At 71.0% G+C, this 25,877-nt stretch carries 27 protein-coding genes; 7 read left to right on the top strand and 20 right to left on the bottom strand.

Annotated elements, in window-relative coordinates; all coding sequences use genetic code 11:
* Nucleotides 1-4: 4 nt before the first annotated feature.
* The gene (gene efeO / locus GEV27_RS03910; protein WP_153933494.1) at nt 5-1,138 is read right to left on the bottom strand and encodes an iron uptake system protein EfeO; all 1,134 of its coding nucleotides are present in this window, start codon (nt 1,136-1,138) and stop codon (nt 5-7) included.
* A 127-nt stretch (nt 1,139-1,265) separates the two neighbouring features.
* On the opposite strand from efeO, the gene GEV27_RS03905 reads away from it, so the two are divergent.
* Nucleotides 1,266-1,628, top strand: coding sequence for a hypothetical protein (locus GEV27_RS03905; protein WP_153910088.1), 363 nt, complete (start codon nt 1,266-1,268; stop codon nt 1,626-1,628).
* Between the two features lie 3 nt (nt 1,629-1,631).
* On the opposite strand, the gene GEV27_RS03900 is transcribed toward GEV27_RS03905, so the two are convergent.
* The 4 genes from GEV27_RS03900 to guaB are packed head-to-tail and all read right to left on the bottom strand — an operon-like array spanning nt 1,632 to nt 5,946.
* Nucleotides 1,632-2,102: a GNAT family N-acetyltransferase gene (locus GEV27_RS03900; RefSeq protein ID WP_153933493.1), complete on the bottom strand. Its 471-nt coding sequence runs from the start codon at nt 2,100-2,102 to the stop codon at nt 1,632-1,634.
* A gap of 22 nt (nt 2,103-2,124) precedes the next feature.
* The gene (locus GEV27_RS03895; protein ID WP_153654232.1) at nt 2,125-3,231 is read right to left on the bottom strand and encodes a GuaB3 family IMP dehydrogenase-related protein; all 1,107 of its coding nucleotides are present in this window, start codon (nt 3,229-3,231) and stop codon (nt 2,125-2,127) included.
* 46 nt (nt 3,232-3,277) lie between these two features.
* Entirely contained in the window at nt 3,278-4,375 is a 1,098-nt protein-coding gene (locus tag GEV27_RS17525) for an NYN domain-containing protein (RefSeq protein WP_194944116.1), read from the bottom strand.
* A gap of 59 nt (nt 4,376-4,434) precedes the next feature.
* Nucleotides 4,435-5,946: an IMP dehydrogenase gene (gene guaB, locus GEV27_RS03885; RefSeq protein WP_153654236.1), complete on the bottom strand. Its 1,512-nt coding sequence runs from the start codon at nt 5,944-5,946 to the stop codon at nt 4,435-4,437.
* A gap of 100 nt (nt 5,947-6,046) precedes the next feature.
* On the opposite strand from guaB, the gene GEV27_RS03880 reads away from it, so the two are divergent.
* Nucleotides 6,047-6,649 (top strand): TetR/AcrR family transcriptional regulator, encoded by a 603-nt coding sequence (locus GEV27_RS03880; RefSeq protein ID WP_194839881.1) that lies wholly within the window; start codon nt 6,047-6,049, stop codon nt 6,647-6,649.
* A gap of 60 nt (nt 6,650-6,709) precedes the next feature.
* Here the strand turns inward: GEV27_RS03880 and GEV27_RS03875 are convergent, their stop codons facing one another.
* The 5 genes from GEV27_RS03875 to GEV27_RS03855 all read right to left on the bottom strand — a co-directional run bounded on the left by GEV27_RS03875 (nt 6,710) and on the right by GEV27_RS03855 (nt 13,358).
* The gene (locus tag GEV27_RS03875; protein WP_153654240.1) at nt 6,710-7,705 is read right to left on the bottom strand and encodes an ABC transporter substrate-binding protein; all 996 of its coding nucleotides are present in this window, start codon (nt 7,703-7,705) and stop codon (nt 6,710-6,712) included.
* Nucleotides 7,706-7,714: 9 nt separating this feature from the next.
* The gene (locus tag GEV27_RS03870) at nt 7,715-9,139 is read right to left on the bottom strand and encodes an RNB domain-containing ribonuclease (RefSeq protein WP_309222014.1); all 1,425 of its coding nucleotides are present in this window, start codon (nt 9,137-9,139) and stop codon (nt 7,715-7,717) included.
* A 62-nt stretch (nt 9,140-9,201) separates the two neighbouring features.
* A complete protein-coding gene (gene groL / locus GEV27_RS03865) occupies nt 9,202-10,806 on the bottom strand; it encodes a chaperonin GroEL (protein WP_153910084.1) in 1,605 nt (534 codons plus the stop codon).
* A 101-nt stretch (nt 10,807-10,907) separates the two neighbouring features.
* Entirely contained in the window at nt 10,908-11,201 is a 294-nt protein-coding gene (groES, locus tag GEV27_RS03860) for a co-chaperone GroES (protein ID WP_056606353.1), read from the bottom strand.
* Nucleotides 11,202-11,324: 123 nt separating this feature from the next.
* The gene (locus GEV27_RS03855; RefSeq protein WP_153933491.1) at nt 11,325-13,358 is read right to left on the bottom strand and encodes an MDR family MFS transporter; all 2,034 of its coding nucleotides are present in this window, start codon (nt 13,356-13,358) and stop codon (nt 11,325-11,327) included.
* Between the two features lie 71 nt (nt 13,359-13,429).
* Here GEV27_RS03855 and GEV27_RS03850 point away from each other — a divergent pair, with 71 nt between their 5' ends.
* Genes GEV27_RS03850 through GEV27_RS03835 form a run of 4 tightly spaced genes read left to right on the top strand, consistent with a single transcriptional unit; the run spans nt 13,430 to nt 16,726 of the window.
* The gene (locus GEV27_RS03850; RefSeq protein WP_153933490.1) at nt 13,430-14,584 is read left to right on the top strand and encodes a class I SAM-dependent methyltransferase; all 1,155 of its coding nucleotides are present in this window, start codon (nt 13,430-13,432) and stop codon (nt 14,582-14,584) included.
* Nucleotides 14,585-14,586: 2 nt separating this feature from the next.
* The gene (locus tag GEV27_RS03845; RefSeq protein ID WP_153933489.1) at nt 14,587-15,300 is read left to right on the top strand and encodes a LamB/YcsF family protein; all 714 of its coding nucleotides are present in this window, start codon (nt 14,587-14,589) and stop codon (nt 15,298-15,300) included.
* Nucleotides 15,297-15,878 (top strand): allophanate hydrolase subunit 1, encoded by a 582-nt coding sequence (locus tag GEV27_RS03840; protein ID WP_153933488.1) that lies wholly within the window; start codon nt 15,297-15,299, stop codon nt 15,876-15,878. The genes GEV27_RS03845 and GEV27_RS03840 overlap by 4 nt, the downstream gene beginning before the upstream one ends.
* Nucleotides 15,875-16,726 (top strand): biotin-dependent carboxyltransferase family protein, encoded by an 852-nt coding sequence (locus tag GEV27_RS03835; RefSeq protein ID WP_153933487.1) that lies wholly within the window; start codon nt 15,875-15,877, stop codon nt 16,724-16,726. Before GEV27_RS03840 ends, GEV27_RS03835 begins: the two co-directional genes overlap by 4 nt.
* Before the next feature lie 12 nt (nt 16,727-16,738).
* Here the strand turns inward: GEV27_RS03835 and GEV27_RS03830 are convergent, their stop codons facing one another.
* The gene (locus GEV27_RS03830; RefSeq protein ID WP_153933486.1) at nt 16,739-18,397 is read right to left on the bottom strand and encodes a glycoside hydrolase family 3 N-terminal domain-containing protein; all 1,659 of its coding nucleotides are present in this window, start codon (nt 18,395-18,397) and stop codon (nt 16,739-16,741) included.
* A gap of 1 nt (nt 18,398) precedes the next feature.
* Nucleotides 18,399-19,445: a tRNA (adenosine(37)-N6)-threonylcarbamoyltransferase complex transferase subunit TsaD gene (tsaD, locus tag GEV27_RS03825; protein ID WP_309222013.1), complete on the bottom strand. Its 1,047-nt coding sequence runs from the start codon at nt 19,443-19,445 to the stop codon at nt 18,399-18,401.
* Nucleotides 19,446-19,470: 25 nt separating this feature from the next.
* On the opposite strand from tsaD, the gene GEV27_RS03820 reads away from it, so the two are divergent.
* A complete protein-coding gene (locus GEV27_RS03820) occupies nt 19,471-19,974 on the top strand; it encodes a DinB family protein (protein ID WP_153654256.1) in 504 nt (167 codons plus the stop codon).
* Here the strand turns inward: GEV27_RS03820 and GEV27_RS03815 are convergent, their stop codons facing one another.
* The 8 genes from GEV27_RS03815 to alr form a co-directional block, all read right to left on the bottom strand.
* A complete protein-coding gene (locus GEV27_RS03815; RefSeq protein WP_153933485.1) occupies nt 19,975-20,280 on the bottom strand; it encodes a DUF427 domain-containing protein in 306 nt (101 codons plus the stop codon).
* Between the two features lie 59 nt (nt 20,281-20,339).
* Nucleotides 20,340-21,095: a 1-acyl-sn-glycerol-3-phosphate acyltransferase gene (locus tag GEV27_RS03810; RefSeq protein ID WP_153933484.1), complete on the bottom strand. Its 756-nt coding sequence runs from the start codon at nt 21,093-21,095 to the stop codon at nt 20,340-20,342.
* A gap of 70 nt (nt 21,096-21,165) precedes the next feature.
* Nucleotides 21,166-21,561: a DUF5709 domain-containing protein gene (locus GEV27_RS03805; protein WP_153654262.1), complete on the bottom strand. Its 396-nt coding sequence runs from the start codon at nt 21,559-21,561 to the stop codon at nt 21,166-21,168.
* A gap of 165 nt (nt 21,562-21,726) precedes the next feature.
* Nucleotides 21,727-22,161: a ribosomal protein S18-alanine N-acetyltransferase gene (gene rimI / locus GEV27_RS03800; protein WP_153933483.1), complete on the bottom strand. Its 435-nt coding sequence runs from the start codon at nt 22,159-22,161 to the stop codon at nt 21,727-21,729.
* Nucleotides 22,158-22,793: a tRNA (adenosine(37)-N6)-threonylcarbamoyltransferase complex dimerization subunit type 1 TsaB gene (tsaB, locus tag GEV27_RS03795; protein ID WP_153654266.1), complete on the bottom strand. Its 636-nt coding sequence runs from the start codon at nt 22,791-22,793 to the stop codon at nt 22,158-22,160. Before tsaB ends, rimI begins: the two co-directional genes overlap by 4 nt.
* 9 nt (nt 22,794-22,802) lie before the next feature.
* Entirely contained in the window at nt 22,803-23,783 is a 981-nt protein-coding gene (tsaE, locus tag GEV27_RS03790) for a tRNA (adenosine(37)-N6)-threonylcarbamoyltransferase complex ATPase subunit type 1 TsaE (RefSeq protein ID WP_153654268.1), read from the bottom strand.
* Nucleotides 23,780-24,760 carry an alpha/beta fold hydrolase gene (locus GEV27_RS03785; protein ID WP_153910077.1) on the bottom strand — a complete coding sequence of 327 codons (981 nt, stop codon included), beginning with the start codon at nt 24,758-24,760 and terminating at the stop codon, nt 23,780-23,782. The genes tsaE and GEV27_RS03785 overlap by 4 nt, the downstream gene beginning before the upstream one ends.
* The gene (alr, locus tag GEV27_RS03780; RefSeq protein ID WP_153933482.1) at nt 24,757-25,875 is read right to left on the bottom strand and encodes an alanine racemase; all 1,119 of its coding nucleotides are present in this window, start codon (nt 25,873-25,875) and stop codon (nt 24,757-24,759) included. The genes GEV27_RS03785 and alr overlap by 4 nt, the downstream gene beginning before the upstream one ends.
* Nucleotides 25,876-25,877: the final 2 nt, after the last annotated feature.

The following is a 25,877-nucleotide window of genomic DNA, read 5'->3' as shown; positions in this document are numbered from 1 at the left end:
CAGGCTACGCAGACTTCGCAACCACGGCCGCGACCTGGCTGATGGGCTCGCTCAGTCCCGCCACCGCGTTGGACAGCGCCTTGATCTGGTCCTTGGTCAGCTCGTCGTAGAACATCCAGTCGCCCGTGGTCTTGTCCTGGTGCTGGTTGAGCTCCTTGTCGAGCGCCGCGAACTGCGCGTCGATCTTCTTCACGAGCGCGGGGTCCTGCTTCTCGAGCACGGGGCGCAGCGACGCGATCGCTGCCTGCGAGCCCTCGATGTTGGCCTTGAAGTCCCACAGGTCGGTGTGGCTGAACTCGTCCTCCTCGCCGGTGATCTTGCCGGTCGCGACCTCGTCCAGCAGGCCCTTCGAGCCCTGCGCGAGCTCGAGGGCGGTGAGCGGGGTGTCCTGACCCAGCTGGACGATCTTCTTGACGTTGGCGAGGAGCTGGTCGGCGTACTTGTCCATGCCCTCGGTGTTGTCCTCGACCCACAGCTGCTTCTCGATGCGGTGCCAGCCGGTGAAGTCGACGCCCTCGGCCTTCGCGTCGGGCTCGCGACCGTCGGTGATGGGGTCGAGGTCGCCGAACTTCTCCGCGACCGGCTCGATGCGCTCCCAGTACGTGCGCGCGATCGGGTAGAGCTTCTTGGCCTTGTCGACATCGCCGGCCTTGACCGCGTCGACGAACTCGGTGGTCTTGACGATCAGGGTGTCGCTCTGTGACTTCACGTAGCGGGCATAGCTGTCGGCGGCGGCCTGCAGCTCCTGGGAGTCCGAGAGCTTCTTGGCCGCGCCGCCCGTGACGGTCAGGGTCTGACGTATGCCGTCGCCGATCATGCCGGGCTTGCACGCTCCTTCGTACGTCCCCTTGGGCAGGTCGACGACCAGGTTGCGGGTCAGGCCGGGACCGATGTTCTCGACCTCGCCCATGATGCGGTCGCCGTCCGCGTACACGTAGAACTCGGTGACCTTGGAGCCCTTGTTGCTGACCTTGAACGTCGAGGGTCCGGCCTTGAGCTTCGTGGCCGACACCTCGCACTTCGAGTCGCTCGCGGCGACGGACAGGTCACCGCTCGCAGTCGAGTCCGAAGGATCGGACGCGCAGGCGCTGAGACCGATCGCGGCGAGGGCGCCGAGGACGGCGAGGCTGGACTTCATGGGCATTCCTTCGACGCTGTGGAGCCCGCCGATTAGGCAAGCCTCACCATGCTAAGCGAGATCATCCGCTGAAGCGACGGGGACGGGCGAACTGGCACCGGGTCGACGGAGCATGGAGGATGGGGACATGAGGCAGGCCTTGACGTGGATCGTCCCCGCAGCGCTGGCCGCCGCGGCCTGGCTCGCCTGGTTGGGCTGGGACGAGAGCGGGACGTACGCGGCCTGGCAGGTCGTCGGATCGGCGGTCTCGCTGGTCGTCGTCGTGGCTCTGGCCACCCTCGTCTTCCGGGACCCGGGGCAGGTCGCGCTCGCGGCGACAGCGGGCTACGCGATCGCATGCGCCGGGACCGCCACCACGGACGACGGGTCCGGGCTCTCGGACATCGGCCTCGCGCTGCTCGTGATCGGCGTGGGCGCGGCGTCGTTCGCGGTGGCGTTCGGCACCAGGGAGGTCCGCGCCCGGCAGCAGGGCGACCGTCCGTACCCCTAGGGCTCAGCCGAGCAACTTCTCGAAGCAGAGCGAGTAGGTCACGGCCTCGTAGGGCGGGAACACCGGGATGGGCGTGTAGCCGTGGCGGGCGTAGAACTTCAACGCGGCGTGCTGGCGGTCCCCGGTGTGGATCACGATGCGCGGGGCGCCGAGATCGCGCGCGACCTGCTCGATCGCGTCGAGCAGGGCATCGGCCGCTCCCCTGCCCCGCGACGGCTCGCGGACGTACAGCCGCTTCATCTCCGGCACCCCGGCCAGGTCGCCGTCGAGGAGTCGTACGCACGCGTGCCCGATCGGCTCGTCCCCGTCGTAGGCCACGAACGTCGCCACGATCGTGCTCGGGTCGATGCCCTCGGAGCCGCCCCGGTGGACCGCGGCGGGATCGTCGGCATACAGCCGGTTGCCCGATGCGACGTGCTCGTCGCGCAGCGCCACCGCGTCGGGATGGTCGAAGTCGACCCGCTCGACGCGCATCACAGACCTGCCGCGCAGCGGATCAACCGACGACGACCTCGACCCGCTGGAACTCCTTGAGATCGGTGTAGCCGGTCGTGGCCATCGCGCGACGCAGGGCACCGATGAGGTTCATGGTGCCGTCCGGGACGGACGAGGGACCGAACAGGACCGACTCGAGGTCGCCGACCGTGCCGATGTCGACGCGCTCGCCACGCGGCAGGTCGGGGTGCCAGGCCTCGGCGCCCCAGTGGAAGCCGCGTCCCGGTGCCTCGACCGCGCGGGCGAACGGCGAGCCGATCATGACGGCGTCGGCACCGCACGCGATCGCCTTCGCGATGTCACCGCTGCGGCCGATCGAGCCGTCGGCGATCACATGGACGTAGCGACCGCCCGACTCGTCGAGGTAGTCCCGCCGAGCCGCGGCGACGTCGGCGACAGCCGAGGCCATCGGCACCGAGATGCCCAGCACCGAGCGGGTCGTGTGCGCAGCGCCGCCACCGAAGCCGACCAGCACGCCGGCCGCACCGGTCCGCATGAGGTGCAGCGCCGCCTGGTAGGTCGCGCAGCCGCCCACGATGACCGGGACGTCGAGCTCGTAGATGAACTCCTTGAGGTTCAGCGGCTCGGTCTGGCCCGAGACGTGCTCGGCGGAGACGGTCGTGCCGCGGATCACGAACAGGTCCACGCCTGCGTCGACCACGGCGTCGGCGAACTGCTTGGTGCGCTGCGGCGACAGGGCGCCGGCGACCGTCACGCCGGACTCGCGCACCTGCTTGAGCCGGGCCGTGATGAGCTCGGCCTTGATCGGCTCGGCGTAGATCTCCTGCAGACGCTTCGTCGCGCGGGGGCCCTCGATCTGCGCGACCTCGTCGAGCAGCTCCTCGGGGTTGTCGTAGCGCGTCCAGAGACCCTCGAGGTCGAGGACGCCGAGACCACCGTGCTGACCCAGCGCGATCGCCGTCTCGGGGCTCATGACCGAGTCCATCGGCGCCGCGAGGACGGGCAGGTCGAACCGGTAGGCGTCGATCTGCCAGGCCGTGGACACCTCCTCGGGGTCACGGGTACGCCGGCTCGGGACGATCGCGATGTCGTCGAAGGAGTACGCCCGCCGACCGCGCTTGGCCGTGCCGATCTCGATGTCTGCCATGGGTCCAGCCTAGTGGTTGGCGAGACGACGCCCGGGGGGCCTCCGACTACTGCACGCCGCGCTGGATGTCGTCGAGCGACAGGTCGGTCAGCATGCCCGCGGGGTTGTTGGCGCGGCGCACCAGGACCGGCTGCGTGTCGTCGCTCTCGCGCGCGAGGGCGTACTGCGTGTCGGCCAGTGCGAAGCGCAGGGCACGCGACATCGAGCTGACCTTGGCGTCGGACGGGCTGATGCGAGGTGCGGCGGCCTTGATCGCCATCGCGAGGATCGGCAGGGTGCCGCCCTGGTTGGCGAGCTGGTCGCAGAAGCTGCGGACCTTGGGATCGGACAGGATCTGCTTGATGATCGCCTTGTAGTCCTCCGGCGACGTCGCCGGCCCCTCGTGGATGACCTCGATCTCCTTGGCCATCTCGTGCCACGAGATCTTGGCGCCACCCCTGGGCTGCTCGTGCTTGACCGCGCGCCTGGGCGCCCGCTCGCCCTTCACGGGCTCGGTCACGGCCGACTCGGTCACGGCGGGCTCGGACTTGGCCTGCTCGGCCCGGCGGGCCGGACGCTCCGACCGGGGCCGATCCGACCGCACGGGACGGCCGGTCGGCAGCTTGGCCGACGGGTCGCCGGAGAAGATCGGCTGCAGCGCCGCAGCAGGCGGCGTGGGCTTGACCTTCAGCGGGACGTACTGGTCGACCTCCTGCTCGAGCACGTTGTTGACCGGGTGGTCGGACAGTGTCGCCCCGATGACGTACTTGTCCAGCTCGTGCAGGCGTCGCACCAGCGGGACGAAGTCGCCGTCCGCAGACACGATGATGAAGACCTCGAGCTGCTCGAGATCCGCCGCGGCGCGCAGGCAGTCCACGACGAGCACGATGTCGGCGGCGTTCTTCTCGGCCTTGCTGACCGAGAAGACCTGCATCGTCTGGACGCCCGCCCGCTCGACGTCGCGGCGGAAGTCCTCCAGCCCCAGCGCGCCCCAGTCGGCGTACGCCCGGGCGAGCGCGATGTCGCCGGCACCTGCCTCGCGCGCCGCAGCGCGCTCGAGCTGGTCGAGGATGTCGGCCATCGACAGATCGGGGATGTCGAGCTTGCCGTAGCCCTTGAAGAGATTCTCGGCGTCGATGAAGACGGCGACGTTGCGACTGGTCACAAGGTCGAGGTTATCGGTGATCGACCGCGGCCCGCACCACAGCCACCCGGGCGCCCCACTCAGCGAGCCGAGTAGTTGGGCGCCTCTGCCGTCACCTGGATGTCGTGGGGGTGGCTCTCCTTGAGCGAGGCCGAGGTGATCCGGACGAAGCGGCCCTTCTCCTGCAGCTCGGGGATCGTGCGCGCACCGACGTAGAACATCGACTGCGTCAGACCGCCGATGAGCTGGTGGGCGACTGCGGACAGCGGCCCGCGGTACGCGACCTGGCCCTCGACGCCCTCGGGGACGATCATGTCGTCGCTCGTGACCTCGGCCTGGAAGTAGCGGTCCTTCGAGTACGACTTCTTGCCGCGGCTGCTCATCGCGGCGAGCGATCCCATGCCGCGGTATGCCTTGAACTGCTTGCCGTTGACGAAGATGACCTCGCTCGGCGACTCCTCGACGCCCGCGAGCATGGACCCGATCATCACGGTCTCCGCGCCTGCGACGAGGGCCTTGGCGATGTCGCCGGACTGCTGGAGGCCGCCGTCGGCGATCACGGGGATGCCGGCCGCCTTGGCCGCCAGCGACGCCTCGTAGACCGCGGTGACCTGCGGGACGCCGCATCCGGTCACGACACGGGTGGTGCAGATCGAGCCGGGGCCGAAGCCGACCTTGACGGCGTCCGCGCCGGCGTCGACGAACGCCTGCGCGCCCTCGCGGGTCGCGACGTTGCCGCCGATCACCTGCACGTGGCGGGTGGCCGGATCGGTCTTGAGCCGCTTGACGATGTCGAGCAGGAGGCGCACGTGACCGTGGGCCGTGTCGGCGACGAGCACGTCGACCCCCGCCTCGATGAGCGTCGTCGCGCGCTCCCACGCGTCGCCGAAGTAGCCGATCGCCGCGCCGACCATCAGGCGGCCGTCGCCGTCGTAGGACGCCTGCGGGAACTGCTCACCCTTGACGAAGTCCTTGACCGTGATGAGCCCGGCGAGGCGCCCGTCTGCGTCGACCAACGGCAGGCGCTCACGCTTGTGCTTGCGCAGCAGCAGGGTCGCCTCCTCACGGCTGATGCCGACGTCACCGGTGATCAGCGGCATCGGCGTCATCATCTCGTCGACCTTGGTGGTCGCCCACTCCGCGAGCGGCGTGAACCGCAGGTCACGGTTGGTGATGATGCCGATCAGACGGTTGTCGCGGTCGACGACCGGGAGGCCCGAGACGCGGTACTCCCCGCAGATCCGGTCGAGGTCCTCGAGCGTCGCGTCGGGGCCGATCGTGACGGGGTTGGAGATGATCCCGGTCTGGGTCCGCTTGACCAGATCGACCTGATAGGCCTGGTCCTGCAGGGAGAGATTGCGGTGCAGCACGCCGATCCCGCCCTGGCGCGCCATCGCGATCGCCATGCGCGACTCGGTCACGGTGTCCATCGCGGCGCTGATCAGCGGCACCTTCAAGGTGATCTCCCGCGTCAGTCGCGAGGTCGTGTCGATCTCCGCCGGGTTGAGGTCGGAGTACCCCGGCAACAGGAGCACGTCGTCGTACGTGAGTCCAAGAGATGCGAACTTGTCAGGAATGCCCGTCTGCTCCATGACCCCATGCTATCTCCCGGCCGAAGGCCTCCCCCGGCGCCCGCAGGGGCGACGACGGCGATGGACTCGGCACTTTCCGGACCAGAGTAGGGTGTGTTCCATGGAGCGCAAGCCAGGGCGCCCGCGGGCCCTCACTGTCGAAGTGATCGCCCAAGCGGCCCTCGACGACGGTATCGACAGCTTCAGCATGCCCTCGGTCGCTCGTCGGCTGGGTGTCGCGCACTCCGGGCTCTACCGCTACGTCACCGATCGCGACGACCTCCTGGTGCGCGCGATGGACATCGCCTACCAGGACGCGGTGTGGCCCGGCTCCGACCTGTCGTGGGAGGAGCTGCTGCGCGAGCTCGGCGAGTCGACCTGGCGCGCCTGCGACGCCCACCCCGGCCTCGACCGGGCGACCCAGATGGCACCTCGCCCCGCGCCCTCCGTCCTCGCGCAGATGCCCGGCTGGGTCAGCCAGGTCCAAAAGGGCGGATTCACCCGCGAGGACGCTGCGGTGGCGGTCGAGTTCGTGCTGGCCCTGGCCCTCGACTCGTCCTCGCAGATGGCGCGTCTGCGCCGCATCCGGGAGAAGTACGAGCAGAGCAACGACGTCCCCGTCGTCGAGCCCTACGACACCGATGAGGTGTGGACCGGCCGGGGTCTCTACGGCCGCAAGCTGGACATCTTCCTGGCCGGTCTCGAGACCCGCCGCAACGCCTGATCCCACGACGAAGGGGCCGCACACCGGTTGCCCGGTGCACGACCCCTCAGGTCGGCGGACCTACTTCTGCTTCTCCAGGTCGTCCGCGAGCCGGTCCATGAGGTCGGCGTACGCCTGGTAGCTCGGCGGCGCGACCGACGTCCACGGCACGTAGGCGTCGTTCTTGGCCGCGTCGAGGGTCTGGAAGACCTTCTCCTTCTCGAACAGCTGCATGCCGGCCTCGCCGATGCGGTCGTCGTACAAGAAGATGTCGGCCGGGTACTTGTCGGCCTTCTCCCAGCTGAGGCTCTCGAAGTAGCCGCCCTCGTCGGGGTTGTCCGGCACGGTCAGGGGCAGGCCGAGCTCGTCCTTCCAGTAGGACAGATCGGGGCTGACCTTGGGGTTGGAGACGTAGTAGTAGTCCGTGGCGGCCGAGCCGGCAAGGATCGTGCGGTCACCGAGATCGGCCGAGACCTGCTTGACCCGGTCCGCCGCAGCCTTGAACGCATCGTGCGTCGCCGTGACCTTGTCGGACTCCAGGTCCGCGCCCAGGGCCTTCGCGGCCCGCTCGGTGCCGTCCAGCAGCTCGGGCAGGGTCTTGCCGTCGAAGCTGACCACCAGGATCGGCGCGAGCTTCTCCAGCGCAGTCGCGCTCTTGTCGTTGATGTACCACAGGTCGTCGTCGAGATAGGCGCTCGTCACGACCAGGTCGGGCTTGAGCGCCGCAGCACCCTCGAGGTCGATCGAGCCGTACTCACCGCCACCGGTGACGTCCTTGACCGAGGAGACGTCGAGCCCGGCCACCTGCGAGTCGGGCTTCCCGTCAGCCGTCTTGAGCGGGCCGAACGTGCCGACGATCTTGTCGCCGAGACCGAGATCGGTCAGGGCCGCCGCCATCGACGACTGCACGAGCAGGCGCTCAGGGGCCTTGTCGAGATCGATCTGGTTGCCGAGGTCGTCCTTGTAGCTGAACGAGGAGGAGGCGGAGCCACCACCCTCGGAGTCGGATGAGCCGCCGCACGCGGACAGGGTCAGGAGCGCCGTCGCGGCGAGCGCAGCGAGGAAGGTCTTCTTCATAAGGGAAGGCTAACCTATGGGAAGGTGGTCTCCCGTGTGAGTCCCCTCATAGGTGAACACGACGCGGCGTCGCCCCTCGTCCACCTCCGCGAGCCGCACGCGGACGTGCTCGCCCTCGGGCAGGCCGGCACCGCGGCACGTCGCGATCGTCGGCGGCCTGGTCAGCACGATCTCGCCCTCGTCGTCGCCCGCCCGCAGGACGACCGCGTCGAAGACCTCGCCGATGCGCGACTCGAGCTCCCAGACCTCGGCCAGGTCGATGCAGGCGCGATCGGCCTTGGCGGCGCGCTGGTCGGACGTCCTCATGAGGTCGCCGAGCTCGGGCAGGGCCGATCGCACCCAGGCGGGCACGTCCGTGCCCCCGCAGATCGCGAGACAGATCTCGGTGCCGAACCGGTCGACCAGGCGGCGGAGCGGGGCAGTCACGTGGGCGTACGGGGCGCCGATCCCGGCATGGCCCGGCAGCTCCGGGGCGGCGCCGTCGAACGCGGTGTAGCCCGCCCCCCGGAGCAGACCCGTGGCCTCCCGCATCAGCGCGATCGAGGCCGGCAGGTCCGGGTCGAGACCGGCCAGCACCTCGGCCGCGGTCGTCCCATCGGCCACCGGGATGCCCAGCGTCGCGGCCGTGCGCAACAGCTCGGCGACCGCGTCCGGGTCAGCCTGCGGGAGCGTGCGGAGCAGGCCGATGCCGGCATCCAGCATGAGCCGGGCCGCCGCCATCCCCGTGAGCAGGGAGATCTCGGCGTTCCAGGCGTCGACGTCGGTGCGCCGGCGCATCCGGACGACCCAGTCGTCACCCTCGGCCGTGACCTCCTGCTCGGGCAGGGCGAGCTCGATCGCGCCGAGACCCACGCGGACGTCGAGCCGCAGGCGACCCAGGTCGGCCAGCGCCTCGACGGAGGGGTGGGGCGTCCCGGCGTCGAACGAGGCCTGGGCGCCCTCGTAGTCGAGCTGGGCGACGGACCGGATGCGGGCCCGCCTGACCGAGGCGTCGGTCACGACACCCCCACCATCCACGTCGATGGTCCACAGCGCCGCCGACCTGACCTCGCCCGGGAGCAGGCTCAGCGTGCCCTCGGAGATGACCGGCGGGTGCAGGGGGACACGGCCGTCCGGAAGGTAGATCGTCTGGCCCCGGCGCCTGGCCTCGGCATCGATCGCCCCGCCCGGGTCGATCGCGGACCCGAGGTCGGCGATCGCGTAGTGGACCCGGAAGCTCTCGCCCACCCGCTCGAGGAACATCGCCTGGTCCAGATCGCGCGCACCGGGCGGGTCGATCGTCACGAACGGGATCGCCGTGGCGTCCTCCCCCTCTGCGGGCCCCCGCGCCGCGATCGTCGCGGCCTCGGTGAGCACGTCGTCCGGGAACCTGTCGGTCTCACCGGCGGGCGGCAGCTCGAGCTCGGCACGGACGGACTCGAAGTCATGGGGCACGTCCCGAACGTACAACGCCCGCCCCGGTGGACCGGGGCGGGCGTCGTGCGATCAGCTGCGGATCAGTGGTTGTGACCCGCGTGCGCGTCGTCGGCCTCTTCGGCCGGCTTCTCGACGATCAGCGTCTCGGTCGTCAGGAGCATCGCGGTGATGGACGCGGCGTTGGCGAGCGCGGAGCGCGTCACCTTGACCGGGTCCAGGACGCCCTGGCCGACCAGGTCGCCGTACTCACCCGTGGCCGCGTTGTAGCCCTGTCCGCTCTCGCGGACCTTGTTCACGACGACCTCGCCGGAGACGCCGCCGTTGCGGGCGATCCACTCGAGCGGGGCGTCGGCGCCGAGGCGGACGATGCGGACACCGACAGCCTCGTCACCGGTCAGACCCAGGTTGTCGTCCAGGACCGACACGGCGTGGACGAGGGCCGAACCGCCGCCTGCGACGATGCCTTCCTCGATCGCCGCGCGGGTCGCCGAGACGGCGTCCTCGATGCGGTGCTTCTTCTCCTTGAGCTCGACCTCGGTGGCTGCGCCGACCTGGATGACGCAGACGCCACCGGCCAGCTTGGCCAGGCGCTCCTGGAGCTTCTCGCGGTCCCAGTCCGAGTCGGTGTTGTCGATCTCGGCCTTGATCTGGCTGACGCGACCCTCGACGTCGGCCTTGTCGCCGCCGCCCTCGATGATCGTGGTGTCGTCCTTGGTGATGACGACGCGGCGCGCCGTGCCGAGCGCCTCGAGGCCGATCGTGTCGAGCTTGAGGCCGACGTCGGGCGTCACGACCTCCGCGCCCGTGAGGGTCGCGATGTCCTGGAGCATGGCCTTGCGGCGGTCACCGAACGCGGGCGCCTTGACGGCGGCCGAGGTGAACGTGCCCTTGATCTTGTTGACGACCAGCGTCGACAGGGCCTCGCCCTCGACGTCCTCGGCGATGATGAACAGCGCCTTGCCGGACTGGACGACCTTCTCCAGGATCGGCAGCAGATCGCTGACCGAGGAGATCTTGCCCTGGTTGACCAGGATGTAGGGATCGTCCAGGACGACCTCCATGCGCTCGGTGTCGGTCACCATGTAGGGCGACAGGTAGCCCTTGTCGAACTGCATGCCCTCGGTGAACTCGAGCTCGGTGCCCATCGTGTTGGACTCCTCGACGGTGATGACACCGTCCTTGCCGACCTTGTCGAAGGCCTCAGCGATGAGCTCACCGATGTGGGCGTCGCGCGAGGACACCGTGGCGACGTCCGTCATGTCCTTGATGTCGTCGACGTCGCGGGCCTGCTCGTGAAGGCGCTCGACGACAGCCTTGACGGCTGCCTCGATGCCCTTCTTCAGGCCGACCGGGTTGGCGCCGGCGGCGACGGCGCGCAGGCCCTCGTGCACCATGGCCTGGGCCAGGACGGTCGCGGTCGTCGTGCCGTCACCGGCGACGTCGTTGGTCTTGGTGGCGACTTCCTTGGCCAGCTGGGCGCCGAGGTTCTCGAACGGGTCGTCGAGCTCGATCTCGCGGGCGACGGTCACGCCGTCGTTGGTGATCGTGGGGGCGCCCCACTTCTTGTCCAGGACGACGTAGCGACCCTTGGGGCCGAGCGTCACCTTGACGGTGTTGGCGAGCTTGTCCACGCCGCGCTCGAGTGAGCGACGAGCGGTCTCGTCAAATTCAAGAATCTTGGGCATCTGTTGCCTCTCCTACGAAAAATGGGGGTCTTGCCAGGACTGGGAGCAGTCCGAAAAGTGAGAGGCCCCAGCGCCCCGCATGGGGGCGCCGGGGCGTCAGATCACGAAACGACAGCGAGAACGTCGCGCGCGGACAGGATGAGGTACTCCTCGCCCGCGTACTTGACCTCGGTGCCGCCGTACTTGCTGAAGATGACCTTGTCACCCTCGGCAACGTCGAGCGGGACGCGGTTGCCGTTGTCGTCGACCCGACCGGGGCCGACCGACACGACGATGCCTTCCTGAGGCTTCTCCTTGGCGGTGTCCGGGATGACGAGTCCGGATGCAGTGGTCTGCTCTGCTTCGACGACCTGGATGACCAGGCGATCCTCGAGCGGCTTGATGGTGACCGACACGTGTCGACCTCCCCTTTCAGGCGGTGAAACGTTGGACGTAGGTGAGAACGCCGTCGCGGGGGTCGTGCTCACCTGTGAATTAGCACTCTCATGGTGGGAGTGCCAGTACCAAAGTTAGCACTCTCACGAGGTGACTGCTACCGGCTCCTGGCCGCGTTCCGCGATCTCCTTGAGCAGGCGCCCGATGATGCGCTGGATTGCAGCGTCGATCACCGGTTCGTCCACGTCGTCGATGCCCTCCAGGTGGCCGACGATCCAGGTCTTGGCGAATGCACCGAGCCTCTCCATGACCTCGGTGCCCTTCGCCGTCATCGTGAGATCGCCCAGCGAACCGGCCAGGTGTCCCGAGTGCAGCAGGCTCTCGAACGTCGGCTGCATGACGATCGCCGGCACCCGGTGCGCCTGCGCGACCTCGCCCAGGCTGGCCGGATGGCCCGTCCGGGCACGCCCGTGCACCTCCAGCAGGGCCCAGGTCCTGCCCTCGTCGAGCCCCAGGTCGGCGTCCTGCATGATCTGGATCAGCGGGCGTCCGTGGTCGGCGTACACCAGCCGCGCGATGCGCGTGGCCAGCCGGTCCTCGGCGCTCGCGGAGTCCGGCATCGCGAAGCCCTCGCCCAGGTCGGCTGCACCGGGCTTGACGCTTCCGTGCAGCGTGACCTGCGGGATCAGCAGGGCGATCAGGAGTCCCAGCAGCGCCACCGGCGCCGCCCACGCGAAGACGTGGTCGAGCGACTCGGCATAGGCGTGGACGACGGGCTGGATCGTCTGGTCCGAGAGCTTGTGCAGCGCCGACGGCGTGGACGCGTCCTGGGGTGTCACCGCTCCCTTGGTCGCGGCGATCGCCTCGGGCAGACGGCCGGACAAGAAGTTGGAGTACAGCGAGCCGAACACCGCCGCGCCGAACGCACCCCCCAGGGTGCGGAAGAAGGTCACCGCGGAGGTCGCGACGCCGAGATCGCGGTAGTCGACGGTGTTCTGCACGATGATGGTCAGGACCTGCATCGAGGCCCCGATGCCGAGGCCCAGCACGAACATCGACCCGGCCTCCTGGAGCGCCGGGCTGCTCTCGTCGAGCCGGCTGAGCAGCAGCAGGCCGATCGCGATGACGGGTGTCCCGACCACCGGGAAGATCTTGTACCGCCCGGTCTTGCTCACGATGTTGCCCGAGGTGATCGCGGTGAGCATCAGGCCCAGCACCATCGGCAGCATCCGCACGCCGGAGTCCATGGCACTCACGCCGTCGACGTACTGCAGGAACGTCGGCAGGAACGTGATCGAGCCCATCATGGCGAACCCGACGACGAACGAGAGCGCGCAGCACGTCCAGAACACCCGTTCGCGGAACAGGCGCATCGGCAGGATCGGCTGGACCGCCCGCAGCTCGACCAGCACGAAGATCCCCAGGGCCACCGCTCCGCCGGCGAACAGGCCGATGATCGTGGGCGACCCCCACGGATGCGTGGTGCCGCCCCAGCTGGTCGCCAGCACCAGGCACGACGAACCGATCGTGATGAACACGATCCCGACGTAGTCGATGACCTGGCGACCCTTCGCCCGGACGTTAGGAAGCGTGCGGCCGGCGACCGCGATGACCACCAGCGCAAGCGGCACGTTGATGTAGAACACCCATCGCCAGCTCAGGTTGTCGGTGAAGAAGCCGCCCAGCAGCGGCCCCAGCACGGTGGTGATGCCGAAGACCGCGCCGAGCGCGCCCTGATAACGGCCGCGATCCCGAAGCGGGATGATGTCGGCGATCAGGGCGGTCGCGGTGACGGTGAGACCGCCGGCACCGAGACCCTGGAGCGCGCGGGAGCCGATCAGCCAGCCCATGCCCTGGGCCAGGCCGCACAGCGCCGATCCGATGATGAACAGCGCGACGGACAGCTGGAAGATCGTCTTGCGCCCGAACTGGTCGCCGAACTTGCCGATGACGGCGGTGACGACGGTCTGCGCCAGGAGGTAGGACGTCACGACCCACGAGACGTGGTCGCCGCCACCGAGGTCGCCGACGATCGTGGGCAGTGCCGTCGACACGACCGTGGAGTCCAGAGCCGCCAGCAACATCCCCAGCGCAATGGTCAGGAAGGCGACCGTGCGCGCCCGCCCGCTCAGCGTGTGCGCCTCTGGCGCTCGTTCCTCCACCGTCGCCGTTGCCATGGCCCGACGCTTGCACAGGCCCGCCCGGACGTCGCCCGCCAAAGGTCCCGGGCGACCGGCAGACTTGGGGCATGGACCCGGAGACGTTCGCCCAGCTCATGACCCCCCGGGGACAGGAGCTCCTCGGAGAGATCGCCGCGCGCGCCGGGGTCGAGTCCGACCTGGCTCTCGGCACCCGTCTCCGCCGGACCCACCCGGTCGACCTGGTGGCCGCGGCAGTGACGCAGAACCACCTGCGGGGCAAGGCCGTCCGCAAGTTCGGCGCCGACGCCGCGAAGATGTTCTTCACCCATGACGCCCTCGAGCAGTCCACCCGCATGAGCGTCGCGACCCACCGCGCCGAGCGCCTGGCCTCGACCGGCGCCACGGCGGTCGTCGACCTCGGCTGCGGCATCGGCGGCGACCTCATCGCCCTGGCCCGCGCCGGCCTGTCGGTCCGCGGCGTCGAGCAGGACCCCGTACGGGCCGCGATCGCCGGGGCCAACCTCCGCGCGCTCGGCCTGGTCGGAGAGGTCGTCTGCGCGGACGCCAGGGAGGTGGACATCCGGCCGGACGAGGTCGCGTTCATCGACCCCGCACGGCGTGACGGCCGGGGACGGACGTTCTCGACCGCCGACCTCCAGCCGCCGTGGGACTGGGTCCGAGGACTCCTGGCCGGCCGGGCCGTGGCCAAGGTCATGCCAGGGCTGGCCCACGACGCCGTCCCGGACGGCGTGGAGGCCGAGTGGGTCAGCGACGGCGGCGACCTCGTCGAGGCGTGCCTCTGGGGGGTCCCGTTCGCGACGGCGGCCCGACGCGCCACGGTGCTCCCGTCCGGCGCGGGCCTGGTCGCGAGCGATGCGCCGGTCCAGGTCGGCGACGTCGGCACGTACCTGTACGAGCCGGACGACGCGGTCATCCGGTCCGGCCTGGTGGGCGAGCTCGCCGCGACGCTCGACGGCTGGCTGCCCGATCCCCACATCGCGTACGTGAGCTCCGAGCGCGCGGTGGCCACTCCGCTGGCCCGCGGGTTCCGGATCGTCGAGGAGCTGCCGTTCCGCGAGAAGGCGCTCAAGGCCGCGCTCCAGGAGCGTGGGGTCGGCACGCTGACGATCAAGAAGCGCGGCGTCGACGTCGTGCCGGAGGAGGTCGTGCGCCGGATGAAGCTCAAGGGGTCCGCGACGGCGCTCGTGGTCATGACCCGGGTCCGGGGGATCGGCGCGGCGTACCTCGTGGAGAGGATCTAGGCATGCGGATCGACCTCAACGCCGACCTGGGCGAGTCGTGGCAGCGGTGGCGCTCGGGTGAGGACGTCGAGCTGCTCGACGTGGTGACGTCCGCCAACGTCTGCTGCGGCGCGTACGCGGGAGACGCGGAGCTCATGCGGGTGACCTGCGAGGCCGCGGTCGAGCGCGGCGTCGCGATCGGCGCGCAGGTGGGATATCCCGACCGCGCGGGCTTCGGCCGCGCGCCGTGGAATGTCCCGGCTGACGAGCTGGCCGCCGAGCTGCTCGGCCAGGTGCTGCTGCTCGACGAGATCGCCCGCGCCGCCGGTGGGCGGGTCGCGTACGTCAAGCCGCACGGCGCGCTCTACAACACGATCGTGCACGACGAGGTCCACGCGCGGGCGGTCGTCGCCGCGATCCAGCAGCTCGTGGCGCCGGTCCCCCTCCTCGGGCTGCCGGGCGCGGTCTCACTGGACCTCGCGGCCGCACGCGGCATCCCCGTCGTCCACGAGGGCTTCGCCGACCGGGCCTACACGAGTGACGGGCGGCTCGTGGCCCGCTCAGAGGCGGGCGCGGTCCTGGACGATCCGCAGGCGGTCGCCGCGCAGGCGGTCCGGCTCCTGGGCGAGGTCGCGTCGATCTGCGTGCACAGCGACAGCCCCGGGGCGCTGCAGCTCGCACGCGCGGTGCGGTCCGCGCTCGAGGGCGCCGGGGCCGAGGTCGCGAGCGCCCCATGAACGTACGCCCCTGCGGCGACCGCGCGGTCGTGCTCGACTGCACGAGCCTCGAGGAGGCCCAGGGCTGGTTCGCGGCCCTGCACGGGCAGGCCGAGGTCGTCCTGGGTGCGCGGACCGTGCTGCTGCGAGGCGAGCCGTCCGCCCTGCGAGCGCTGGTGGAGCGCACCACCCCCGTGGCCCCCGGCTCGCGGCCCGACGCGACCGTCGTGGAGATCCCCGTGGCGTACGACGGTCCGGACCTCGACGACGTCGCCCGGCTGACCGGTCTGGGAACCGACGAGGTCGTCACGGCCCACACCGCGACGCCGTGGACCGTCGCGTTCGGGGGCTTCGCGCCGGGATTCGCCTATCTCGTGGGCGGCGACCCGCGACTCGCCGTGCCGCGCCGCAGCTCACCCCGCACGAGCGTCCCCTCCGGGTCGGTCGGCCTCGCCGGTGAGTTCAGCGGGGTCTACCCCCGCTCCTCCCCCGGCGGATGGCAGCTCATCGGCCGCACACCCGTGACGATGTGGGACTCCGGCCGCCCGGAGCCCGCGCTGCTGACGGCCGGGGCCACGGTCAGGTTCGTGGCAGCATGACGCTCCTCGTCGAGCGGCCGGGGCCGCTCAGCCTCGTGCAGGACCGCGGCCGTCCGGGACTCGGCCACCTCGGGGTCAGCGCCTCGGGCGCCTTCGACCGCGGCGCGCTCCGACAGGCCAACGCCCTGCTCGGCAACGACGACGGGGCCGCCGCGATCGAGGTGGTGGCCGGCGGGCTCGTGCTCCGCGCGGCAGCGCCGCACGTCGTCGCGGTGACCGGCGCGGCCGGGCCGGTGACGATCGACGGTCGCCAGGTCCCTGCCGGGCGCGCCCTGCGCCTGGACACCGGTCAGCGCCTGGCCGTCGATCCGCCGACCTGGGGCCTGCGCACGTACGTCGGCGTGTCCGGAGGCCTCGCGGTCGCGGCGGAGCTCGGATCGGCCTCGACCGACACGCTCGCGGGCCTCGGGCCGGCACCGCTTCGCGCCGGCGAGACCCTGCGCACCGGGGTCGGCCGGCCCCCGCCGCACCTCGAGGACGTGCCTGCGCTCGCGCGCACCGGCGAGATCACCGTGGACGTCGTGCTGGGCCCGCGCGACGACTGGTTCGTGCCCGCGGCCGTGCGGCGCCTGCTCGACGATCCGTGGCAGGTCAGCCCGGTGTCGGACCGGGTCGGCGTCCGGTTGACCGGCGGGGTCCTCCGACGCGCACGCGACGCCGAGCTGCCCAGCGAGCCCTGCTTGCGGGGCAGCGTCCAGGTGGCTGCCGACGGCTTGCCCATGGTCTTCGGGCCCGATCATCCCGTGACCGGCGGCTACCCGGTCATCGCCGTGGTGCTCGATGCGCACACCGACCGACTCGCCCAGGCGCGCCCCGGGCAGGTCGTGCGCTTCCGGCGGCGGCCCTGACCGCACGCCGGCTCAGCAGCGCTTGGGTGCGGGAACCCCGACGTCGACCGGGAGCTGCCCCTGCGCGCGAGCCTTGCCCTGCAGGACCTTGACCAACGCCCGCATCGCGGGGACGCCACGACCGTAGAGAGCGATCTTGGTCGGCGCAGCGCTGGACGCCAGCCCGTACGGCGCGTCGGTCGAGACCACGACGTCGCCCGACCCGCCCGAGGACCCCGGCCCGAGGAACACGACCGTCGTCCCCGCTCCGACGGGCAGTCCGGCCTCCTCCGCGGCGGTCCGGAAGGCCGTGACCGCCTCGGGCGATCCCACCGGGACGACCCCGGTGATCTTCGGGACGGGGCACGGGTGGGCCACGATCGTGGCGGCCGCGGCGCTCAGCGCCTGCGACTCGGCCACGTGGCTGCCCGGCTTCCCCGGCAGCTCGGGCGAGGACTGTGCGTGCAACAGGTACGCGATCGTGCGGGCCGCGGAGCGACGGGCCTGCTGCTCGGGGATCTCCCCCGACCGCAGCGCCTCGAGCACCGCGTCGTACGCCTCGTCGTTGTCGGCCGGCATCAGGGCGAGGTCGCTGCCCGCCTTGATCGCCTCGACGGTCGCGTCGCCGCCCGGATAGCGGTTCATGACCGCGCCCATGCCGAGGGAGTCGCTGATGACGAGCCCGTCGAAGCCCAGGTTGTCGCGCAGCCCGCGCGTGATGACCTTGTGCGACATCGAGGCCGGCACGCCCTTGTCGATCGCGGGCACGTCGAGGTGGCCGGTCATGATGCCGGGGGCGGCTTCCGCGACCGCCGCCGCGAACGGCACCAGGTCGTGGCTCCGCAGCCGCTCGCGGTCGCTGCGCAGGACCGGCAGGCCCTCGTGGCTGTCCTCGTCCACGTTGTGGCCGGGGAAGTGCTTGACCGCCGAGATCATCCCGGCCTCGGAGTAGCCGTCCACCGCTGCGACCACCGCGCGCGCCACCGTCTCGGGCTCCGAGCCTGCGGAGCGGCTGCCGATGATCGGGTCGGCGGGGCCGATCGTGATGTCACCGTCGGGGGCGAAGACCGTGTTGTAGCCCGCGGCCCGCAGCTCGGCGCCGGAGGCCCGCGCCGCGGCGGTCACGACGGCCTCGCCGCGAGCGCCGTGCCCCGCGACAGCCGCGCCCGCGGACATGAAGCTCGGGAAGGTCGTGAGCGGATCGGCCAGGCGCGCGACCAGCCCGCCCTCCTGGTCGATCGGCACCATGACGGGGAAGCCGCGGTCCTTGCCCGCGTCCTGCAGCTGTCGGTTGAACGCCTTGACGCTGTCCAGCGGGTCGTCGGTCGTGACATCGAGGATCTGCTGTCCCGTCACCATCACGCCCGCGAAGTGCTTGTCGCGCACGAGCTCGAGCGACGACTCGTTGGAGAAGCTGCGCGCGATGATGAGCTGTCCGGCGAGCTCCTTGAGCGACAGCCCCTCCGCGAGAGAGCGCGCCTGGTCCTTCTCGGCCGCGGTCGGCCCCCAGCCGGCCGGCTCCTTCGCGGCCTTCGCCCGGGGCGCGTCGCCCGCGCTCGGGGCTGCCGCTGGGGAGCCGGGCGACGAGGTGTCGCGGTCCGCCCACCACACGACGCCGCCCGCGACGACGAGCGCCACGACGGTCAAGCCGATGAGGACGGCCAGGCGACGGGCCCGGCGTGAGGCCGACACCTCAGGCCGCGACCACGTGGGTCACGGGCATGCTCGAGTCGACCGGCAGGTCGAGCGCGGACGGGGCCACACCGCGTCGTACGACCTCGGCACCGAGCGCGGCGACCATCGCGCCGTTGTCGGTGCACAGCCCCATCCGCGGGATGCGCACCTCGATGCCGGCCTTGGCGGCGCGCTCCTCGGCGTAGTGACGCAGCCGTCCGTTGGCGGCCACCCCTCCCCCGATGATCAGCGTGTCGACGTCGTGCTCGACGCACGCCGCGATCGTCTTCTTGGTCAGCACGTCGCAGACCGCGTCCTGGAACGAGGCGGCGACGTCGGCGGTCGAGATGCTCCGCCCCATGCGCTGCTCGTGCTGGACGTGGCGGGCGACCGCGCTCTTGAGCCCGGAGAAGGAGAAGTCGTAGCGGTGCTTGTCCAGGTCGCGTCCGGTCGTGAGGCCTCGGGGGAACGCGATCGCAGTCGGATCGCCGTCGCGGGCGACCCGGTCGATGTGCGGTCCGCCCGGGTAGGGCAGGTCCAGCAGGCGGGCGACCTTGTCGAACGCCTCGCCCGCGGCGTCGTCGATCGTCTGACCGAGCATCGTGATGTCGGTGACGATGTCGTCCACGAGCAACAGCTCGGTGTGCCCCCCGCTGACCAGGAGCGCCGCGACCCGCTGGTCGAAGCGGCCGTGCTCGAGCTGGTCGACCGCGACGTGGGCGGCCAGGTGGTTGACCCCGTAGAGCGGCTTGTCGTGGGCCAGCGCGAGCGCCTTCGCCGCCGCGACGCCGACCAGCAGCGCACCGGTCAGGCCCGGCCCGCTGGTCACCGCGATCGCGTCGACGTCCTGCACCCGGATGCCCGACTCGGCGTACGCCTGCTCGAGCGTGGGCACCATCGCCTCGAGGTGCGCGCGGCTCGCGACCTCGGGCACGACGCCGCCGAAGCGCACGTGCTGCTCCATGCTCGAGCTCAGTGCGTGCGCGAGCAGCTCGGTGCCGCGCACGATGCCTACTCCGGTCTCGTCGCAGGACGACTCGATGCCCATCACCAACGGTTCACTCACCAGCACATTGTGTCAGGGTGGGCAGATGGCACGCACCGACGACATCCCCCAGGCGTACGACGAGCGGTCGGTCCTGCTGCAGGTGCTGCACTACGCGCAGGACACCGCGGTCATGAAGGTCAGTGGCTTGAGCGAGGAGCTGGGCCACCGGGCGCCGCTCGCGGGGTCACCGCTGATGAGCCCCGTCAACCTGCTCAACCACCTGCGCTGGGTCGAGCGATCGTGGATCAACGCCGATCTGTTCGGCGGGGAGGACGACGCGCCGTGGAGCGAGGAGGACCCGGATGCGGAGTTCCGCCAGGGCGAGAGCCTCACCGTCGCCGAGGTGATCGACCTGTACGAGCAGGAGGCCGCCCGCACCCGCGCAGTCTTCGCCGAGGTCGACCTCGACATGGTGCGCCGCGGCGGACGCATCGAGCATCCGGTGACCGCGCGGTGGATCCTGCAGCACCTCATCGAGGAGACCGCCCGCCACAACGGCCACCTCGACATCCTGCGCGAGCTCGCCGACGGCTCGACCGGCGATTGACTACTCCTCGATGCTGACCTGTGACCGGTCGAACGCGACGTAGCCGCTGAAGTCGCTGCCCACGCGGTCGAATGCGGTCGGGATCGGGTCGGGGTAGGACCAGCCGCCGTCACGCGCGACGTCGGCGCCCGATCCGACGTTCCAGTACTGCGCATCGCCCTTCCACGGGCAGTGGTAGGCCGTGGGACTCTTCTCGAACGCACCGTCGGCCAGGCTCGACGGCGGGAAGTACCAGTTGCCCTCGATCTTCACGAGGTCCTCGGTGGGCGCCTCGGCGACGACCGTGGACCCGACGACTGCCTTCATGTGTGCCTCCTGGGTCTGTGCCTCCCAGTCTGCACCCGCGGGTCGAGCCCCGCGAGGTCTCAGCGGCCGGCAGAACGCCGGGCAGCGCGGGCGGCGTACTCCTGCTCGTCGAGCCGTGCCGCCTCCTCGAGCGTGGGGGCGGTGCCGCCGTGGCGAGCCGGGGCCCACCACTGGCCGACGGGGCTGAGGGGGTACTCGAGGATCGCCCGGTCCAGCAATTCGCTCATCGCCGCGCGCAGTCGTGCGGTCTCGGCCACGGGGTCCTCCCCCGTCACCTCCAGCGGCGCACCGACGTGCAGGCCGATCGTCTTGCCGCGGCCCGTCAGGTCCGACGGGTGATCCTTGGTCTTCAGCAGCTGCGTGCCCCACGTGACCATCGGGATCAGCGGGACGCCTGCCTCGGCGGCCATGCGCACGGCTCCGGTCTTGAGCTCCTTGATCTCGAACGCGCGGCTGATCGTGGCCTCGGGGAAGATGCCGACGATCTCGCCCTCACGGGCGTAGCGAACCGCGTCGTCGTACGACTGCTGGCCGTTGTCACGGTCGACGCTGATGTGGTGGTACGAGCGCATGACGGGCCCGGAGACCTTGTGGTCGAAGGCGTCCTTCTTGGCCATGAACCGCACCAGGCGACCGCTCGGCTGGGCCGCGAGCCCGTCGAAGATGAAGTCGACGTAGCTGATGTGGTTGGCCGCCAGGATCGCGCCGCCGGTGCGGGGGATGTGCTCGGTGCCGGTCATCTGGAACTTCATCCCGAGGACCTTGAACAGCGTCTTGGCGGTCAGGATCGTGGCCGGATACGTGAAGTCGCGCATGGCGCCAGAGTAGTGCACACGCGTGCACTCGGCGGGTGGCCGAGTGCACGCGTGCAGTAGTGGGTGGCGGTCAGTCCTCGATGACGTGGACCGCGGCCTCCTCGGCGCTCGATGCGGCGCCGTCGATCCCGACGTCCTCGCCGATGAGGTCCTTCTCGGTGTCCTCGCCGATGCCGCCGTCGGGGTCGACGAGACGGCCGGCGCGCTCCGCCCCGACCTCACCGTCGTCGAGGACCTCCTCGTCCGCGACGGCGTACGGATCGGGCTCGGGCTCCTCCTGGCGGAGTCGCTCGTCCAACGTCTCACCTTCCAGCTGCTCCTCGGCGGTCGTGCCGAATCCCTCGCCCCGGTAGCTCTCCGGCGGCGAGTACCCCGAGTCCAGGACCTCGTCGGGATCCGCGAACACGGCGTCCTGATCGAGGATCTCCGTGGGCTCGTTCGTGCGCTCGTTGGGTGTCTCAGTCATGCTTCCAGCGTCGCACGCCGACGCCGACACGCAAGAGGAGCGGGCGCCTCGACCAGCAAAAAAACCCAGCCCAGATTTGCGGGCTCCTGCACCGTTCCGCGCTACGGATTCGGTGCAGGAGTCCGCAAATCTGGGCTGGGGCGACCGGATCCTGTGGTGCGGCTCTCACTGCCACTCCGCGATCGTGAGCTCCATCACGAGGGCGTCGACACCGCCTGCGTAGTAGCCGCGCCGGGTGCTGATCGTGTCGAACCCGAACGACTCGTAGAGGCCGATCGCGGGCACGTTGTCGGCCGCGACCTCGAGCAGCAGACGCCCCGCGCCGAGATCGCGGGCGCGGTCGACGAGCTCCTCGAGCACATCGCGCGCAATCCCCCGGCCCCGCGCACCCGGCAGCACCGCGATGCGGTCCAGGTCGGCGGTCTCCCCCGCCAGCGACACGGCTCCGTACGCCGTCAGGTCGTCGTCCACCAGCACGACGTGCCGGTCGCTGACGACCTCCTCGCGCACCAGGGCCTCGCTCCACGCGGAGCCGCCGAAGCAGGCCTGCTCGATCGCGGCGATCGCGGCGACGTCGGCCTCCGTGGCCTCGCGGGTCATGCCCGCTTGGACGAGGCCTGCGGCACCGCGTCGGGCCGGCGCAGGTAGAGCGGCTCGAGTGGCACCTGCACCGCACGCCCGGAGGCCACGAGGTTCGCGAGCACCGCTGCCCGCGGGTCGCCGGCCTCGCCCGACGCGCGCAGGACGCCGTCGTAGAGGTGGGCACCGCGCCCGTACGCAGGCAGGTCGGGGTGCTGGGCCGCCAGGTCCGCGGGCTTCAGCACGTGGGGTCCGTCCAGGCGCACGTGATCGGCCCCGTAGCGGGCCCAGTAGACCTCCTTGCGGCGGGCGTCGGTCGCGACCAGGAACTCACCCTCGACCTGGACGTCGGCGGCGACGACGTCGAGCGAGCACACGCCGTGGGTCGTCAGGCCGAGGGTCGAGCCGAGGGTCAGCGCGGTGACGACGCCGACGCGCAGCCCCGTGAAGGGGCCCGGGCCCACGCCGACCGCGACGTCGGTCAGGTCGGCCATCGTGGCACCCGCCCGGGACATCGCCTCACGGATCGCGGGGGCGAGGAGCTCCCCGTGCGCCATCGCCCCCTCGCCGTACGCCTCGGCGATCACCCGGGTGCCGTCGTGGACGGCAACGGTGATCGCAGGAGTGGCGGTGTCGAACGCGAGGAGGAGCACGGCGCCAGCCTACGAGCCGAGAAGCGTGGAGCGGAGCGGGACACCGACCCAGCGGGGGCCGTGCGGCTTGATCGTGACGACGCGCGGGTCGACCTCGTCGGGGACGTCGCCGTCGTGCGGCGTGCCGAGCGGGTCGATCGGGCGCGGGCCACGGACCTCGATCTTGACGTGCAGCCAACTGTCGGCAAGCTGTTCGGCCATGCCGTCGCCCCACTCCACGACGGTCACCGCCGACTCGGTCGTCGAGTCCAGGTCGAGGTCGTCGATCTCGCTGAGATCGCCCAGCCGGTAGGCGTCGACGTGCACGAGCGGGGGTCCGTCGACCAGCGAGGGGTGGGTGCGGGCGAGGACGAACGTGGGCGACGTGATCGGGCCGCGGACGCCGAGGGCCTCCCCGAGACCCTGGGTGAACGTCGTCTTGCCGGCCCCGAGATCGCCCGACAGCACCAGGAGGTCGCCGGCGCGCAGCAGCGGCGCGAGCCGCGCTGCGAGCGCCTGCATCTCCTCGGCCGTCGGCACCTCACGGGCAAGCCACAACGTCTTGCCGAACTCGATGAACGGCTCGTCCCTGCCCACAGGCTCGTAGCGGCGCCGCGACCAGAACTGCACGGTGTCCGGCAGCTCCTCACGGACGTCGAGCCAGATGCCGTCCTTGCCGCGCTCCTCCGCGGTGTCCTCCGCGACGCCCACCATCGCCGAGGCGACGCCCCGGGCCTGGATGTCGGGATCGACGCACACGCGGCGAAGGCCCAGCTGGCCGGGCCGCGACTCGTCGAACAGCATCGCGCCCATCGGCAGGCCCCGGCGCTCGACGAGCAGGCCGCCCGCGGTCGCGAGGGTGTGGGCGACCGACTCGACGGTCTCGTCCAGGGCGGTGCTCGGCGGGTCCAGCACGGGACGGGCGCCGAACGAGCGGTGGATGATGTCGACGATCACCTCCGCGTGCTCGGGCCCCGCGTCGATGACGTTGAGAGCGTTGCTGCCGGTCATGACTCGATGTCCTCCAGGACGTCCTCGATCGCCCGGGTGACGGTCTCGTGAGCCTCGAACGGGGCCATGTGGCCGACGTCCTCCAGCACGATGAGCTTGGCGTCCGGTATCCGGTCGGCCAGCACGCGGGCGTGCTTGATGGGGGTCAGCAGGTCCGCGGTGCCGCCGATGACGGTGGTGCGGGCCCGGCCGAGATCGCCCAGACCTGCAGTCAGGTCCAGGCTGACGAAGTTGGGGTAGAAGTCCATGAGCACGCGGGTCGGCGCGCGCAGGATCATCTCGTTGACCATGTCGACGTGGCGCTCCGCGGCGCGCGGGCCGAGGGCCCACCGACGGATGACCGAATAGCTGTTGAAGCGGCGGCCCCAGTCCAGCACGGGGGTGCCGGCGCGCAGCAACGGCACGAGGTAGCGAAGAGCCGGGCTGCTGCGCATGAGCCTGCCCGAGCTGGTCGAGACGAGCACGACCCCCTCGATGCGGTCGCCGAACAGCTCCGGCCGTGTGCGGGCGAGCTCCATGATCGTCATGCCGCCCATCGAGTGGCCGACGAGCACGATCGGGCCCTCCGGGACGACCTGCTCCAGGACGGTCTCGAGATCGTCCGCGAGATCGGCCAGCGAGGAGTTGCCGGCAGACGATCGACCCGAGCGCCCGTGGGAGCGCATGTCGACGAACACCGAGCGCACGCGTCCGCGCAGCGCGAGGCGCTGGTAGTGCCACAGGTCGCTGTCCTCGACCCACCCGTGCAGGAACACGACCGTCGGGGTCGGGTGATCGGCCTCCTCCACCTCGACGTGCAGCGCGACCCCGTCGGGGGCCAGCAGCGACAGGGGCGTGCTGCGCACCGACCCGAACTCGACGTCCTCACCGCGGCGGCGGCGTCGCCCCGTGCGGTGGCGACCGTTGAGAAGCGTGGCGACCGTCCCGGCGGCCACGAAGGCTCCTGCGGTCGTCGCGAGCTTCGCCGTTCTCCTCATGCGCCACCCTCATAGGTCCGGACGATGCGGCCACCCAGCCGGGTGACCACCTCGTACGCAATGGTGCCCGATGCGGTTGCCCAGTCCTCTGCGGTGGGTTCGCCGTCGTGGCCGGGACCGAACAGGACGACCGCGTCGCCGCGCCGTGCGGACCGCTCGCCCAGGTCGACGACGAACTGGTCCATGCACACCCGACCGACGAGGGGCACCCGCGCGCCCGCGGCCAGCACCTCCGCACGGTTGGACGCCGAGACCGCGATGCCCTCGCCGTATCCGAGGGGCACGAGACCCACCGTGGTGTCGCGCTCCGCGGTCCAGGTCTGGCCGTACGAGACCTTGGCCCCGGCGGGGATGCGCTTGACCTGCGCCAGCCGGCCGCGCAGCGTGAGCACGGGCGTCAGCGGGGTCTCGTAGGTCATGCCCGGGTCGGGACGGATGCCGTAGGCAGCGATGCCCACGCGCACCATGTCGAAGTGGGCCGACGGCCGGGTCAGCGTCGCGGGCGAGTTGCAGAGGTGCCGCAGCCCCGGCTCGATCCCGGCGGCGGTCAGCTCGTCGACCGCAGCGACGAACACCGCCTCCTGTGCGTCGTTGGCGGGATGGGCGGGCTCGTCGGCGCACGCGAAGTGCGACCAGACGCCGGTGACCTCGACGCGTCCGGCCGCCTGCGCCGCCGCGGCAGCCGCGACGAGCGCGGTCCACTCCCGGCCGAGCGCGCCGTTGCGCGACAGGCCCGTGTCGACCTTGAGCTGCACCCGGGGACGACGCGGCGCGGCGGCCAGGATCTCGGCCAGCTGATCGGTCGACGAGGCCGTGACCTCGACGTCCGCCTCGACAGCGGCCGCGTAGTCGGCGCCGGGTGCGGCAAGCCAGCACAGGAGATCGCCCGTGTCGCCCGACTCCCGCAGGGCGAGCGCCTCGGCGAGCGTCGCGACACCCAGCCAGTCGGTTCCCGCGGCACGAGCGGCGCGGGCCATCGGGACCATGCCGTGGCCGTACGCATCGGCCTTCACGACCGTCATCTGCGCCGACGAGGGCGCACACGCCGCAAGCGCCTCGAGATTGGCGCCGAAGGCGTCGAGGTCGATGACCGCCTCTGCCTGTGGTGCGGTCATCG

This window comes from Aeromicrobium sp. S22, assembly GCF_009661045.1.
Taxonomy (GTDB): Bacteria; Actinomycetota; Actinomycetes; order Propionibacteriales; family Nocardioidaceae; genus Aeromicrobium; species Aeromicrobium yanjiei.
Note: the sequence above shows the minus strand (reverse complement) of the source record. Positions and strands in the feature narration are given on the sequence as shown.

Coding starts and splice junctions, on each gene's coding strand:
- efeO (WP_153933494.1), bottom strand. CDS start 1,138: ATGAAGTCCAGCCTCGCCGTCCTCGGCGCCCTCGCCGCGATCGGTCTC.
- GEV27_RS03905 (WP_153910088.1), top strand. CDS start 1,266: ATGAGGCAGGCCTTGACGTGGATCGTCCCCGCAGCGCTGGCCGCCGCG.
- GEV27_RS03900 (WP_153933493.1), bottom strand. CDS start 2,102: ATGCGCGTCGAGCGGGTCGACTTCGACCATCCCGACGCGGTGGCGCTG.
- GEV27_RS03895 (WP_153654232.1), bottom strand. CDS start 3,231: ATGGCAGACATCGAGATCGGCACGGCCAAGCGCGGTCGGCGGGCGTAC.
- guaB (WP_153654236.1), bottom strand. CDS start 5,946: ATGGAGCAGACGGGCATTCCTGACAAGTTCGCATCTCTTGGACTCACG.
- GEV27_RS03880 (WP_194839881.1), top strand. CDS start 6,047: ATGGAGCGCAAGCCAGGGCGCCCGCGGGCCCTCACTGTCGAAGTGATC.
- GEV27_RS03875 (WP_153654240.1), bottom strand. CDS start 7,705: ATGAAGAAGACCTTCCTCGCTGCGCTCGCCGCGACGGCGCTCCTGACC.
- groL (WP_153910084.1), bottom strand. CDS start 10,806: ATGCCCAAGATTCTTGAATTTGACGAGACCGCTCGTCGCTCACTCGAG.
- GEV27_RS03855 (WP_153933491.1), bottom strand. CDS start 13,358: ATGGCAACGGCGACGGTGGAGGAACGAGCGCCAGAGGCGCACACGCTG.
- GEV27_RS03850 (WP_153933490.1), top strand. CDS start 13,430: ATGGACCCGGAGACGTTCGCCCAGCTCATGACCCCCCGGGGACAGGAG.
- GEV27_RS03845 (WP_153933489.1), top strand. CDS start 14,587: ATGCGGATCGACCTCAACGCCGACCTGGGCGAGTCGTGGCAGCGGTGG.
- GEV27_RS03840 (WP_153933488.1), top strand. CDS start 15,297: ATGAACGTACGCCCCTGCGGCGACCGCGCGGTCGTGCTCGACTGCACG.
- GEV27_RS03835 (WP_153933487.1), top strand. CDS start 15,875: ATGACGCTCCTCGTCGAGCGGCCGGGGCCGCTCAGCCTCGTGCAGGAC.
- GEV27_RS03820 (WP_153654256.1), top strand. CDS start 19,471: ATGGCACGCACCGACGACATCCCCCAGGCGTACGACGAGCGGTCGGTC.
- GEV27_RS03815 (WP_153933485.1), bottom strand. CDS start 20,280: ATGAAGGCAGTCGTCGGGTCCACGGTCGTCGCCGAGGCGCCCACCGAG.
- GEV27_RS03810 (WP_153933484.1), bottom strand. CDS start 21,095: ATGCGCGACTTCACGTATCCGGCCACGATCCTGACCGCCAAGACGCTG.
- GEV27_RS03805 (WP_153654262.1), bottom strand. CDS start 21,561: ATGACTGAGACACCCAACGAGCGCACGAACGAGCCCACGGAGATCCTC.
- rimI (WP_153933483.1), bottom strand. CDS start 22,161: ATGACCCGCGAGGCCACGGAGGCCGACGTCGCCGCGATCGCCGCGATC.
- tsaE (WP_153654268.1), bottom strand. CDS start 23,783: ATGACCGGCAGCAACGCTCTCAACGTCATCGACGCGGGGCCCGAGCAC.
- GEV27_RS03785 (WP_153910077.1), bottom strand. CDS start 24,760: ATGAGGAGAACGGCGAAGCTCGCGACGACCGCAGGAGCCTTCGTGGCC.
- alr (WP_153933482.1), bottom strand. CDS start 25,875: ATGACCGCACCACAGGCAGAGGCGGTCATCGACCTCGACGCCTTCGGC.